Raw genomic sequence first — 13,544 nt, forward strand, 5'->3', positions numbered from 1 at the left:
CTCGGAGGTATCCTCGGCGCGGCGTCGCGCTCCGGCTCTCAGGGACACGCGAGCATGGATTGGCGTCCGTCACCGGATCAACGCGCCAGTCGTTCTCGCCAGGCTTGGGCGCTTGAGATGGTCCGCGTCGTGTCGATCCGCGTCGGCAGACCGTCACGAATCACCTGTTGTCCCCGTACCCAAACCTGGCGAACCTGCTGTTGGCTTGCCGCATAGACCAGTTGGGAAACCGGATGGTAGAGGGGTTGGGTATGCGGGTCGCGCAGGTCCAAGGCGACCAGATCGGCCGATTTACCAGCCTCGATCGAGCCGATCTCCGCGTCCAGACCGAGTGCCCGGGCGCCGTTGATGGTGGCCATGCGCAGGGCGGCGGACGCCGGCACGGCGGCCGCTGAGCCCGACACGCCCTTGCCCAGGAGCGCTGCGGTGCGCATCTCACCCAACAGGTCAAGGTCGTTGTTGCTCGCGGCGCCGTCCGTCCCCAGCGCGACGTTGACGCCTGCCTCCAAGAGTCTGGCTACGGGGCAGAAGCCGCTTGCCAGCTTGAGGTTCGACTCTGGGCAGTGCACCACGTGGGCACCCGTTTCGGCCAACGTCAGGATCTCGGCGTCGTCCAGTTGGGTCATGTGCACGGCAGCCAGTCCCGGGCCGACGAGCCCGAGCCGATGGAGTCGGGACAAGGGTCGCTCGCCGTGCTCGCGCAGCGAGTGGATGACCTCGTCGCGAGTCTCGTGCAAATGGATGTGGATCGGGACCTCCAGCTCATCGGCAAGGGTACGAACCCGCTGCAGGGGTGCGTCGGCGACCGCATAGGGCGAATGTGGCGCGAAAGCCACCTGGATCAGCGGGTGGTCGCGGTAACGGTCGTGAAGGGCCAGCCCCTTGGCGATATAGTCGTCGGCGCTGGCGGCGTAGCCGGTCGGAAAATCCACGACGATCATCCCGATGACCGCCCGCATCCCGGCCTCGGCCGTCACCTGCGCGGTGATCTCGGGGTAGAAATACATGTCGTTGTAGCAGGTGATGCCGCCCCGCAGCATCTCCAACGCGGCGAGCCGCGTTCCCGCCGCGACGAAGGCGGCATCGACCCAGCGCTGCTCGGCGGGCCAGATGTGCTCGTGCAGCCAAGTCATGAGCGGCAGGTCGTCTGCCAGGCCACGCATCAGCGCCATTGCAGCGTGTGTGTGAGTATTGACCAGGCCGGGTATCAGCAGGTGGCCAGGCAGCTCGATCACGCGCTCGGCTTCGACGCAGCGACGCGCCTCCTCGGACGGGAGCAAGGCGAGGATGGACCCGTCTGCGATCGCGACCGCATGGTCGGTGAGCTGCCGATCGAGCGGATCGACGGGCAATATCCATTGGGCATGGATCAAGAGATCGGCTTGCATCGGCCAGTCCTTTCGGTTGGTGCGTCGGGTGGGTGACAATGACGGGAACATGCCATAAGGAGGCCACGATGGAAACCAGAATCCCCATGGTCCCGACCCCGGACGACGCAGCGCTCTGGCACCAGGGCGCCCTGTATCTCGCGGACCAGCGCGGACTCCCGCAGCGTGCCGAATTCCTGCGCCTGGACAGCGCCGGTGCGGTTGCCGAGGCGATCCGCGCCATGGTGGTGCGGGGCGCCCCCGCCATCGGGGTTGCAGCGGCCTATGGTGTGGCGCTGGCGGGGCGGGATGCCTATGCCGCGGCCGGTCCTGCCTGGAAGGCGATGGTCGAGTCCGACCTCGAGCGGCTGGCCGCCTCGCGACCGACCGCGGTCAATCTCTTCTGGGCGATCCGCCGGATGCGCGGGCTGATCGCCGAGCTGGACGCGCGCGACCCCTTCCCGGCCCTGATCGAGGAGGCGCTTGCGATCCACGCCGAGGACCGGGCTGCGAACCGCCGGCTCGGCGATCTGGGCGCGGAGCTGATCGAGGGCCCCACCGATATCATCACCCATTGCAACGCCGGGGCGATTGCAACGGGCGGCTACGGGACGGCACTCGGCGTGATCCGCAGTGCCTTTGCGGCCGGTAAGGTCCGGCGTGTCTATGCGGACGAGACGCGGCCCTGGATGCAGGGGGCGCGTCTCACCGCATGGGAGCTGATGCAGGACGGTATCCCCGTGACCTTGCAGGCGGACGGTGCGGCGGCGAGCCTGATGGCAGGCGGATCGGTCGGCTGGGTGGTCGTGGGGTCGGATCGAATCGCCGCGAACGGGGACGTGGCCAACAAGATCGGGACTTACGGACTGGCGGTTCTGGCGAGGCACCACGGGATCCGCTTCATGGTTGCGGCGCCCACCTCGACGGTGGACATGGCGATGTCCACCGGTGCCGAGATCCCGATCGAGGAACGTGACCCAGATGAGCTGCTGGGCTGCGCGGACCGGCGTCTTGCCCCCGACGGGTGCGCCGCCCGCAATCCGGTCTTCGACGTGACTCCGGCCTCCCTGGTCGATGCCATCGTGACCGAGCGCGGCGTGGTGATGTCCCCGACGGTCGAGAAGATGCGGGCTCTCATGGGCGAGGCCGGATCGCAGGACCCGTGAGCTCGGGGACGGGTTGCGCCGACCTTGCCCAGCTCTCCATGCACCGACACAGGTTCACCCGTCCGACGTCGCGTGCCCGGTGGTCGTTCCCGGCTTCTCCTCGGTTCAAGCCTGCGCCAACAGACGATCCAGGATGCCCGCATAGATGCGGGAGAGGTCATCGAGCTCGGCGACACCGACGCACTCGTTGACCTGGTGGATGGTCTTATTGACCGGACCCAGCTCGATGATCTGTGCGCCCATCGGCGCGATAAAGCGCCCATCGGAGGTGCCGCCGTTCGTGGAGAGGCGCGCCTCGACTCCAGTGACTGCGGCGATCGCCTCGCGGGCGGCAGCCACCAGCTCACCCGCCGGCGTCAGAAACGGGTTGCCCGACAGTCGCCAGTCCAGGTCATAATCGAAATCGCCCGCGTCGAGGATCCGCCGCACGCGCGCCTGGATGGTCTCCGGGTCCAGCTCGGTGGAGAAGCGGAGGTTGAATTGGGCTTCAAGCCGACCTGGAATGACGTTCTCGGCGCCCGTGCCCATGCGGAGGTTGGCGATCTGGAAGCTCGTCGGCGGGAAATGCGCGTTGCCCTGGTCCCAGACCTCGCTGCACAGTGCCGCGAGGGCGCCGACGCAGGCATGGAAGGGGTTGCGCGCAAGCTGCGGGTAAGCGACATGACCCTGTTTGCCATGGACCTTGAGGGTCCCGTTCAGACTCCCCCGCCGCCCGTTCTTGATGACGTCGCCCAGGCGCTCGCGCGCGGAGGGCTCACCGACCAGCGCATAGTCGATCGTTTCCCCACGTTGCCGCAATCGTTCCACGACCCGGCGGGTTCCGTCTACGGCAGGCCCTTCCTCGTCGCTTGTGATCAGGAAGGCGATGGAGCCTCGGTGGTCGGGATGCTCGGCGACGAACGCCTCGACGGCCGTGACCATGGCGGCCAGCGAGCCCTTCATGTCGCAGGCGCCCCGACCGAATAGACGGCCGCCGCGGACGGCTGGCTCGAAGGGGCTCGAGACCCACTCCTCCATCGGACCGGCCGGAACCACGTCGGTGTGGCCTGCGAAGCAGAAGAGCGGCCGTTCGTCGCCGCGGCGAGCCCAGAGGTTCGTGACCTCACCGAAGCACATGCGCTCGTTGCGAAAGCCGATGGCTGCGAGATGCTCGCCCATGAGGTCCTGGCAACCCTCGTCGGCGGGCGTGACGGAGGGGCGGCGGATCAACTCGCGCGCCAGGGCGAGCGTGGGCGACGTGGACATCAGCCGAGCAGCCTCTCGTAGTCTGTCTCCGAGAAACCCGCATGTCGGACCCGACCCGTGTCGAGGAGCGGGCGGCGGATGATCGATGGGGTCTCCAGCATGATCCGGATCGCCGCGTCTGCATCGATGTGCGCGCGTCGGGCTTCGGGCAACTTGCGCCAGGTCGTGCCCCGCCGATTCAGGAGCGCCTCCCAGCCGAGCTCCTCCACCCACGCACGCAGTCGGCTCTCGTCGATGCCCTCGCGTTTGTAGTCGTGAAATCGGTAGTCGATCCCGCGTGCGTCGAGCCAAGCACGTGCCTTTTTCACGGTGTCGCAGTTGCCGATGCCATAGAGAACCATCATCCCGGCTGAACCGTGTCCGGCACGGGGCTCGTTGTCTGCGAGCGGGCTCGGCTTCGTGTGACCCCGTGACCGGCGCAGGAGACGCGTTTGAGATGCTCCGATCTCTTCGTTCGGTCAAGCAGCGCCAGACCGAATGCCGTTGGTGTCGTCATGGGTGGGCCCTGATGCAGCCTCGGTTTTCGCTCTGGGTGCGGTTCAGATGTCGCGCAGCAACTCGTTGATGCCGACCTTCCCGCGGGTCTTCTCGTCGACCTGCTTGATGATGACGGCGCAATAGAGACTGTGGGTCCCGTCCTTCGACGGAAGGCTCCCGGGTACGACCACGGCCCCGGCCGGGACCCGACCGAAGAGGGTCTCGCCGGTCGCGCGGTTGTAGATCTTGGTGCTCTGACCGATATAGACCCCCATGGAAATCACGGCACCTTCGCCGACGATGACCCCTTCGACGATCTCTGAGCGCGCGCCGATGAAGCAATTGTCCTCGATGATGGTCGGGGCCGCCTGGACGGGTTCCAGGACGCCCCCGATCCCGACCCCGCCGGAGAGGTGCACGTTCTTGCCGATCTGGGCACAGGAGCCGACCGTCGCCCAGGTGTCGACCATGGTGCCCGAGTCGACATAGGCGCCGATGTTCACATACGAGGGCATGAGCACGCAGCTGGGCGCGATATAGGCGCCTTTGCGGGCCGTGGCAGGGGGCACGACGCGTACGCCGCCATCCCGGAACTCGCGGGAGCTCGTGTCGGCGTACTTGGATGGCACCTTGTCGTAGTAGTTGGTGAACCCACCCTTGATGAACCAGTTGTCCTCGATCCGGAACGACAGTAGAACGGCCTTCTTAAGCCAGTCGTTGACGGTCCAGTCGCCATTGCGTCGCTCGGCAACCCTCAGCTCACCACAGTCGAGCCGCTCGATCGTGTCCTGAACGGCATCGCGCACGCGGGTCTCGACCGTGCGCGGCGTAATCTCGGCACGTCGCTCGAAGGCCTCTTCGATGATGGCTTGCTGGTCGGTCATGACTTGTTCTCTACCCATCGTTTTGAAGCCCCCGATTCTATACCCATCGGACATGGATTATCCGACGCATTGAAGCCCCGGATTTCCTCCACCCCCCCGGCACTGTGGTCGTAAGCTCGCGGCGACGCTGTGTTGACGGGACATCGCAGGACGCAATCGGGATGGAAGTCGAATTCGCGTCCTCGGATATCCGGCCTTCGCCGCCAAACTGGCTCGTGGGCTCAACATGAGGATCCACCCCCTAAAGGCGCTGCAGACAGCTCCGTATGCGGCGGGCCGCATCCACGCAGTCGTCAAACGGTGGGACCAGGGCCAGGCGGATTCGATTCTCGCCGGGGTCGAGGTTGCCGACCCTTCTGGACAAGAAGCGCCCCGGCAGGACCGTCACGTTCTCCTCGGCATAGAGGCGCGCAGCGAGCTCGGTATCAGGAATCGGGGTCTGCGGCCAGAGATAGAAGCCGGCCTTCGGCGACGTGACCGGCAGTGTGCTCCCAAGGATCTCCAGGACCGCGCGGAACTTCTCGCGATAGAGCCGCCGGTTCTCGATCACGTGGGTCTCGTCGCCCCAGGCGGCGATGCTTGCCTGTTGGTGGGGCAGGGGCATCGCGCAGCCGTGATAGGTTCGATAGGCGAAGAACCGTTCGATCAGCTCCGCGTCGCCGGCGACGAATCCGGAGCGCAGGCCCGGCGCGTTGGAGCGTTTCGACAGGCTGTGGAAGGCGATGCAGCGGCTGAATGCATGGTTCCCGATGGCCGCTGCGACCTGGAGCAGTCCGAGGGGCGGGTTGAATTCGTCCAGATAAAGCTCGGAATAGCATTCGTCCGAGGCGATGACGAAGTCGTGGCGATGGGCCAGCTCGATGAGCCGGGCGTAGGTCGACCGGTCGAACAGGGCGCCGGTGGGATTGCCCGGCGAGCAGATATACACCAGCTGGCAGGCCTGCCAGGTGGCGTTGTCCACCGCCTCGAAGTCCGGAATGAAGTCATTCCCCGCCTCGCAGGCCAGGTAATACGGCTGTGCCCCCGCGAGCAGCGCGGCGCCTTCGTAGATCTGGTAGAAAGGATTCGGCATCAGGACCAGCGCCTCGCGTGTGCGGTCGACGACCGCCTGGGCGAAGGCGAAGAGCGCCTCACGGGTCCCGTTGACCGGCAGGATCTGTCTCTCCGGGTCGATGCCGAGGGCATCGGGGCGCGTCGAATCGGCGCTGCCGAGTCCGAATCGCGACCTGAGCCAGATCGCGATGCGCTCACGCAGGGTCGGAAGCCCGCGGGTGTTCGGATAGACGGCCAGTTGGTGCAGATCCGCGATCAATGCATCCGTGATCAGCCGCGGCGTCGGATGCTTGGGCTCGCCGATGGAGAGTGCGATATGGTGACGATCGAGCGGCGGACGGAGGCCCTGCTTGAGGGCGGCGAGTTTTTCGAAAGGATAAGGCTGTAGGCGCCCCAAGTCCGGATTCATCGAGTGATCCTGAGAGAGCGGTCAGCGGCCGTTTGAAATCCTTGGTCTGAGGCCGCAGTGCACGAAGCCCCGAGCTTGAGGATTCCGGCCGACCGCAGGATGGCTGGTTGCGTGGTTCTGATCGCGAAGCGCGTCTCGCCTTGCCGGGTTTGGGGGCCCTGAGCATGCAAACGTTGTTGAAACGGGCCGTTAGTATATGCGAACGGCCCGGCTGGCTCCACGAGGAGGAGCGTCCAATGTCACCACAGGTCCACGCCATCCATCATGTCAGTCTGATCGTCGCCGAGACCCGGCGGGCGCTTGATTTCTACAACGGAATCCTGGGCCTCGAGGTCATGGTCGAGCGACCTGATTTACCTTTCCCTGGGGCCTGGCTGCGGGTCGGAGACCAACAGATCCACCTGCTCGAGCTCCCCAACCCGGACCCGATCGAGGGACGCCCGGCCCACGGTGGGCGCGATCGGCATCTGGCGATGCGGGTCAGCCACCTGGATGCACTCACCGCGCGACTCCGTGCCGCAGGCCTGCCCTACACAGTCAGCCGGTCAGGACGGCGCGCGGTCTTCTGCCGGGATCCGGACGGCAACGCACTCGAGCTGATCGAGGGGGGGCTATGAGATGCCCATGAGGGCCCGTTCATGGCCGCTCAATCAGCGCGGCATTCGGACAGTCGATTTCCCCAGTCGGGTGGCTGTGCCGATCGTCCGGATCGAGGTTCAAAAGCCTCGGAAATACCAATGATTGTCCCAGCCGGGCGGGGCGAAAAGGGGCTCCTCGGGAGGGGCTCCGGGAGGAGACTCCGGGCCTCTGCCAGGCTCGGCTGCGAAGGGTGCGGCACCGGGCCAGAGGAAGGGCGGCTGGCCAGGTCCGAGGCTGCGGAAGAGGTCGCGCTCCTGATCCATACGTTCGATGCGCGCGGTGCGTCTGCGCTGCGCTTCCGCATCCCATGCCTCTTGCTGCGCGGCGCCCCAGGGGTTGTTGGCACGTCGCCGAGCCTCGAAGGCGCTGCGAGCGGCGTCACGTCGTTCCTCCCAGGCCCGACGCTGTGCGCGAACCTCGTCGAGCCAAAGCGTCGGATCCTCCGCTGCGCTGCGCTCACTGTAGACCGGGACCTCCGTTTGAGCCGGCGCCTCGGGGATCTCCCCGGCGGGGGACACGGCATGGATCGGCATCAGCCCAAGGATCAGGACGAGAAGGCGTGGCGCCGCAAAGCCCGAGGCGGTAGGCGCGCCGCGACCGGACGGCTGCTCAATGTGCGGCATTGCCTTCCAGTCGATCGTGTATCTCGCGTCGCAGGCAGGCCAATGCGGTTTCGCAAGTGATTGGGGTGTCATCCTCATTGGTGATGAAAAACACGTCGTCCACCTCGGCACCGACGGTGGCGATCTTGGCGTTCTGCAGCCGGATGCCACAATCCCGAAAGACGGCTCCGACCTCTGCGAGAAGCCCTGGGCGATCAAGGGTCGTGAGCCGCATGACCGTGCGTCGGTTCGGCTCGTCCGGGGCGAAGCTGACCCGGGTCTCGGTCGGAAAGTACCGATGGCGCCGAGGCATCGACCGCGCGACCTGAATCCCCGCGCTGGCCGTGTCGGCCAGGTTGGCGACGAGGGCGGTCCGAATCTCTTCCATGTGCAGCGGGTCGTGCACCGGGTTGCCGTCCCGGTCCAGCACCTGATAGGTATTGACCGCCATCCCGTCGTGGTTGGTCATGATTCGCGCATCCATGATGCTGAGACCCATCTGATCCAACAGCGCCGTCGTGCGTCCGAACAGGTCGGCCCGGTCGGTCGTGTAGATGAATATCTCGGTGCCGCCTCGCGCGGTCACCGGACGAATCACCACGAGGGGGAGTCGCGCGGACTCGCAGGCGATGATCTGACGGGTCTGCCAGGCGATCTCGTCCGGCGAGTTGTGCAGGAAGAGATCCAAGCTGAACTTCCGCCAGAGCGCGTCGCAGGCGGTGGGATCGCCACCGTAGCGAGCCACGAGACGTCTCGCCTCGGTCTGTTTCTGCTCGATGAGCTCTTCTTGTGCTTGGGGATTATCGAGGCCGCGCTGCAGGGCTCGGCGGGCGCTGTGATAGAGCTCGCGCAAGAGTGCGTCCTGCCAGCTGTTCCAGCGCTCGGGGTTGGTTGCCCTGGCATCTGCGACCGTGAGCAGATAGAGGTAGTCGAGTCGCGTCGGATCGCCGACGATGGCGGCGAAGGCTTGGATCACCTCCGGGTCGCTGATGTCCTTGCGCTGAGCGGTCATCGACATCAACAAGTGCCGCTCGACCAACCAGGCGACGAGCCGGCTGTCGAACTCCGGAAGTCCGTGCAGTCGGCAGAAGTCCCAGGCGTCACGAGCACCGAGGACCGAGTGATCACCACCGCGACCTTTGGCGATATCGTGGAAGAGACCGGCGAGATACAGAAGCTCGAGCTTCGGGATGCGTCTCGCGATCGCGCTGCTGAGAGGGAACTCGTCGTCGTGCTTCGCGATGGTGAAACGACGCAGGTTACGCAGGAGCGTCAGGGTGTGCTCGTCGACCGTGTAGACGTGGAGCAGGTCGTATTGCATGCGACCGACGATGTTCGCGAAGGCCGGGATGTAGGCGGCGAGGACCCCGTAACGGTTCATCCGCCGTAACGCATGGGTCAGTCCGCTCGGATAGCGAAAGATCTCCATGAACAGGCTGCGCGCCCGCAGATCGGCGCGGAAGGCCGCGTCGATTCTGTGGCGGTTCTCACGGATCAGCCGGATCGTGCTCGCCCGGACGCCTGCGAGCTCCGGATGGAGCTGGAGGATGTGAAACACCTCAAGGAGTGCGATCGGATAGCGCTTGAAGACGCTCGAGGAGGTGACCTCAAGGTAACCGCTGCGCGACTGAAATCGCCTGTTGATGGGGACGGGTGGGCCGACGTCGTCGTGCAGGAGGATGGCCTCGCGGAACAGCTGAAGCAGCATCTCGTTGAGCCGGTTGAGCTCTTGAACCGTCCGATAGTACTGCTGCATGAACTGCTCGACGGCGAGGTTGTTTTCTCCGTCTTGAAAGCCCAGCTGCTTGGCGAGGGTGCGCTGGTAGTCGAATAGCAAGCGGTCTTCACGCCGACCGGCGATGCGATGGAGCGAGAACCGGATCCGCCAAAGGAGCGTTTCCCCCTCGATCAAGGCGGCATACTCGGAGTCGGTGAGAAATCCGTATCCCACCAAGTCATGCAAGGTCTCGGCATCGAAATGGCGCTTGGCGACCCAGCCAATCATCTGGATGTCTCGCAGGCCCCCTGGGTTCTCCTTGATGTTCGGCTCGAGGTTGTAGGCGGTGCCGCCATATTTGTGCCAGCGATTGCGTTGCTCCAGCGTTTTGGCGGCGAGGAAGTGCTCGCTGTTCCAGATTCGCCCGGGGGCGGTCGCTGCGCGCATCCGACGGAATAGCGCGGTGCTCCCGATGATCAGTCGCGCCTCCATCAGGTTGGTCATGATTGTGACGTCGTCCGCCGCCTCGCGGGCGCATTCCTCGGGCGTGCGAACGCTGTGTCCGACCTCGAGGCCGACGTCCCAGAGACAGGTCACCAGACGCTCCAAGGGTGGGGCGAGCCGCGCAGCGGCGTCGGCCTCGACGATCACCAGGATGTCGACATCGGAAGCGGGATGAAGCTCCTGCCGGCCGTAACCGCCGACGGCGACCAGTGCAGCGTCGCCGGTGTCGCCGAGCGCGTAGCGCCAGACCTCGCGCAGCACCTCGTCGATCAGCTGACTGCGCGCGAGAACCAGGGCCCCGACTGGGGCCCCCGCGTCAAATTCCGCAAAGATGCTGTCACGGCCGGCTCTGAGGCGTTCTTTCCAGCCGGACAACAGCGATGGGTCGTGGCCGCGCCCGACGGAGCCGCGGGGCTCGGGCATCCGGTCGCGCAGATGCGAGGCCTCGATCATGGCTCGGCGAGGATGTTGCGCTCCTCGTCGCGTAACGTCAGGATCTCGTGGCCGTCCTCGGTGACCAGCACGGTGTGCTCCCATTGCGCCGAGAGGCTCCGGTCCTTGGTGACGACCGTCCAGCCGTCGGGGAGCAGCTTGATGAAACGCTTACCGGCATTGACCATGGGCTCGACCGTGAAACACATCCCGGCCTTCAGGGCCAGACCCTCCCCGGGCTTGCCGTAGTGCAGGACCTGCGGCTCCTCGTGGAAGTCCTGGCCGATCCCGTGTCCACAATACTCACGGACGACCGAGCAGCCCTGCGCCTCGACGAACCGCTGAATGGCGTGCCCAATGTCCCCGAGGGTCGCGCCCGGACGGACCTCCGCGATGCCGAGCCGCATGGCTTGCTGCGTGACGGACACCAGCCGGCGGGCCAGGACGCTGGGCTCCCCGACGAAAAACATCTTGCTGGTGTCGCCGTGATACCCGTCCTTGATGACGGTGATATCGATGTTGACGATGTCGCCCTTCTTGAGCCGCTTGTTTCCCGGGATCCCGTGGCAGACCTGGTGATTGACCGACGTGCAGATCGATTTCGGGAAGCCGCGGTAGTTGAGAGGTGCCGGGATCGCGCCCTGGACGCGGGTGATGTAATCGTGGCAGATGCGATCAAGCTCGTCGGTGGTGACGCCCGGTTGAATATACGGCTCGATCATCTTGAGGACGTCAGCGGCCAGGCGACCGGCGACGCGCATCTTTGCGATGGCCTCGGGCGTTTTGATGGGCACACTCATCGCGCGCGTCGCTGTCTCAACATCGGTTCCGGATCTCACAGAAGGGCTTGAGCTGTTTGCCCGTGAGCAAACGATTATGGTATAAAACCAAGCGTTGTGTCGCAAATCCCCCCCGCCGGACGGTACTCGCTAAGCCGGGCCAGAGTATCGTCCCAACCAAGCGAAAGATGCAGATCGTTCGCGTTGCCTGCGTTCACGGCAGGTCAGGGGCTTGATCGACGCAGCCGCCTGCCGGGGGAGCATGGCTCCGTCGCGCGCCTGTGCTCGTGAGACCCGGTCCAGGTGACCGAAGATCCATACCCGTCCCGACCGGGGACCGGGAATCGTCCACACACGTATCGACACAGACGGCCGGGTGCCTATTTCAGGTCGCCGCCTGGGATGCGTGGAGGCTCAACCCTGATAGAGGAAGTGAAAACGTGAGTGATGTATCGATGCGGCAGATGCTGGAGGCAGGCGTCCATTTTGGGCACCAGACTCGATATTGGAATCCCAAGATGGGTGCCTTCATCTTCGGCCAGCGCAACAAGATTCATATCGTCAACCTTGAAAAGACATTGCCGCTGTATCAGGACGCGGTGAATTTCATGGGTACGCTGGCCGCCAATGGCGGTCGAATCCTCTTCGTCGGCACCAAGCGCGCCGCGCGCGAGGCCATTCGGGAAGAGGCGACACGTTGTGGGATGCCCTACGTCAATCATCGCTGGCTCGGCGGCATGCTGACGAACTTCAAGACGATTCGCCAGTCGGTTAAGCGCCTCAAGGAGCTCGAGGCGATGTTCGAGGAGGGGACCATCGAGCGTTTCAACAAGAAGGAGGCGCTCGGCCTCTCGCGGGAGCGCGCCAAACTAGAGCAGAGCCTGGGGGGCATCAAGAACATGGACGGACTGCCCGACGCGATGTTCGTGATCGATGTCGGTCACGAGAAGATCGCCGTCACAGAGGCCAATAAGCTCGGCATCCCGGTGGTCGGGGTGGTCGACACCAACAACGACCCATCCAAGGTCGATTACGTGATCCCGGGCAACGACGACGCGACCCGCGCCGTGAAGCTCTATATCAGCGGCGCGGCCGACGCAATCCTTGACGGACGCCGCACGGCGGCCGCGGCGGTGGGGCGCGACGACACCTTCATCGCTCCCCCCGCCGAAGGCGATCCCGTCGCGGATCCCGCCCTCGAGACCGAGTAGCGCGTCCGGATCCCGGCGCCCCCCGCTTGACGCTTGGTCCTCGATTGCTCGGGGACCACCGGCATTTCATTCAGACAACCCAAGCTCGTCCCGTGCGGGACGGAGGAATCACAGAATGGCGATTTCAGCGGCATTGGTGAAGGAGCTGCGAGAGCGGACCGGCGCCGGAATGATGGAATGCAAGAAGGCGCTCGTCGACGCCGGCGGCGACATCGAGGCTGCCATCGAGGCGATGCGCAAGGCCGGTCAGGCGAAGGCGGCCAAGAAATCCGGGCGCACCGCGGCGGAAGGGGTTGTGATGATCGAGATTGCCGGGGACGGCAAGCGCGGTGTGATGGTGGAGATCAACTGCGAGACGGACTTCGTCGCGAAGGACGCCAATTTCCTTGGTTTCGCGCAACGCGTGGCGGAGACCGCACTGGCCGGCGATGCGTCTGATGCCGCCGGGCTGGCCGCCGCGGCGCTGGTCGATGATCCGCAGACGATCGTTGATCAGGCGCGCGAGGCATTGATCGCCAAGATCGGCGAAAACGTCCAGGTGCGCCGCCTCGTCCGCTTCGATCAGGTCGAGGGGGGGCTCTACAGCTACCGCCACGGCGTTCGTATTGGCGTCGTCGTGGACATGAGTGGCGGAGACGATGTGCTCGGTCGGGACGTTGCGATGCATATTGCCGCAAGCAGTCCGCTCTGCGTCGGGGCGGACGAAGTGCCCGCCGAGACGCTCGCGAAAGAGCGCGAGATCTTCAGGGCGCAGGCGCTCGACAGCGGCAAACCCGAGGCGATTGTCGACAAGATCATCGAAGGGCGGGTGCGCAAGTTCATGGAAGAGGTTACCCTTCTCGGCCAAGCCTTCGTCAAGGATCCGGACGTCTCGGTCGAGAAGCTCCTGCAGCGAGCCGGTGCCAAGGTCAACCACTTTGCTCGCTTCGAGGTTGGCGAGGGCATCGAGCGGAAGAGTGAAAACTTTGCCGAGGAAGTGATGGCACAGGTTCGCGCGAGCTGACGATTGGGTTATCCTCTCGCAGCCTTCACCGAACCCGCCCCAGATGAGGTCATCCC

12 protein-coding genes are annotated in these 13,544 nt (G+C 65.1%); 4 read left to right on the forward strand and 8 right to left on the reverse strand.

Annotated features, from left to right (window positions below):
- Nucleotides 1–77: 77 nt before the first annotated feature.
- On the reverse strand, nt 78–1,388 hold the full coding sequence (locus LJE61_RS04935) for a TRZ/ATZ family hydrolase (RefSeq protein ID WP_296913812.1): 1,311 nt from the start codon (nt 1,386–1,388) through the stop codon (nt 78–80).
- 68 nt (nt 1,389–1,456) lie between these two features.
- Between LJE61_RS04935 and mtnA the strand changes: the two genes are divergently transcribed.
- Nucleotides 1,457–2,533, forward strand: coding sequence for an S-methyl-5-thioribose-1-phosphate isomerase (mtnA, locus tag LJE61_RS04940; protein WP_296913814.1), 1,077 nt, complete (start codon nt 1,457–1,459; stop codon nt 2,531–2,533).
- Between the two features lie 105 nt (nt 2,534–2,638).
- Here the strand turns inward: mtnA and dapE are convergent, their stop codons facing one another.
- From dapE to dapC, 4 genes are all read right to left on the reverse strand, one after another.
- Nucleotides 2,639–3,778 carry a succinyl-diaminopimelate desuccinylase gene (gene dapE, locus LJE61_RS04945; protein WP_296917665.1) on the reverse strand — a complete coding sequence of 380 codons (1,140 nt, stop codon included), beginning with the start codon at nt 3,776–3,778 and terminating at the stop codon, nt 2,639–2,641.
- On the reverse strand, nt 3,778–4,122 hold the full coding sequence (locus tag LJE61_RS04950; protein ID WP_296913820.1) for an ArsC family reductase: 345 nt from the start codon (nt 4,120–4,122) through the stop codon (nt 3,778–3,780). The genes dapE and LJE61_RS04950 overlap by 1 nt, the downstream gene beginning before the upstream one ends.
- Nucleotides 4,123–4,317: 195 nt before the next feature.
- Nucleotides 4,318–5,139 carry a 2,3,4,5-tetrahydropyridine-2,6-dicarboxylate N-succinyltransferase gene (gene dapD / locus LJE61_RS04955; protein ID WP_296913823.1) on the reverse strand — a complete coding sequence of 274 codons (822 nt, stop codon included), beginning with the start codon at nt 5,137–5,139 and terminating at the stop codon, nt 4,318–4,320.
- Between the two features lie 241 nt (nt 5,140–5,380).
- Nucleotides 5,381–6,601, reverse strand: a complete 1,221-nt coding sequence (dapC, locus tag LJE61_RS04960) for a succinyldiaminopimelate transaminase (protein WP_296917667.1) — start codon at nt 6,599–6,601, stop codon at nt 5,381–5,383.
- A gap of 236 nt (nt 6,602–6,837) precedes the next feature.
- Between dapC and LJE61_RS04965 the strand changes: the two genes are divergently transcribed.
- On the forward strand, nt 6,838–7,218 hold the full coding sequence (locus LJE61_RS04965) for a VOC family protein (protein ID WP_296913829.1): 381 nt from the start codon (nt 6,838–6,840) through the stop codon (nt 7,216–7,218).
- Nucleotides 7,219–7,317: 99 nt separating this feature from the next.
- Here the strand turns inward: LJE61_RS04965 and LJE61_RS04970 are convergent, their stop codons facing one another.
- From LJE61_RS04970 to map, 3 genes are read right to left on the reverse strand one after another with little or no spacing between them, the layout of a single operon-like run.
- Entirely contained in the window at nt 7,318–7,863 is a 546-nt protein-coding gene (locus tag LJE61_RS04970; RefSeq protein ID WP_296913833.1) for a hypothetical protein, read from the reverse strand.
- Nucleotides 7,850–10,486, reverse strand: coding sequence for a [protein-PII] uridylyltransferase (gene glnD, locus LJE61_RS04975; protein WP_296917692.1), 2,637 nt, complete (start codon nt 10,484–10,486; stop codon nt 7,850–7,852). The genes LJE61_RS04970 and glnD overlap by 14 nt, the downstream gene beginning before the upstream one ends.
- A gap of 26 nt (nt 10,487–10,512) precedes the next feature.
- A complete protein-coding gene (gene map, locus LJE61_RS04980; RefSeq protein ID WP_296913834.1) occupies nt 10,513–11,295 on the reverse strand; it encodes a type I methionyl aminopeptidase in 783 nt (260 codons plus the stop codon).
- Nucleotides 11,296–11,729: 434 nt separating this feature from the next.
- Here map and rpsB point away from each other — a divergent pair, with 434 nt between their 5' ends.
- Nucleotides 11,730–12,485 (forward strand): 30S ribosomal protein S2, encoded by a 756-nt coding sequence (gene rpsB, locus LJE61_RS04985; RefSeq protein WP_363306768.1) that lies wholly within the window; start codon nt 11,730–11,732, stop codon nt 12,483–12,485.
- A 115-nt stretch (nt 12,486–12,600) separates the two neighbouring features.
- Nucleotides 12,601–13,488 carry a translation elongation factor Ts gene (gene tsf, locus LJE61_RS04990; RefSeq protein WP_296913841.1) on the forward strand — a complete coding sequence of 296 codons (888 nt, stop codon included), beginning with the start codon at nt 12,601–12,603 and terminating at the stop codon, nt 13,486–13,488.
- Nucleotides 13,489–13,544: the final 56 nt, after the last annotated feature.

The organism is Thiocapsa sp. (assembly GCF_022340925.1).
In the GTDB taxonomy this organism is placed as follows: domain Bacteria; phylum Pseudomonadota; class Gammaproteobacteria; order Chromatiales; family Chromatiaceae; genus Thiocapsa.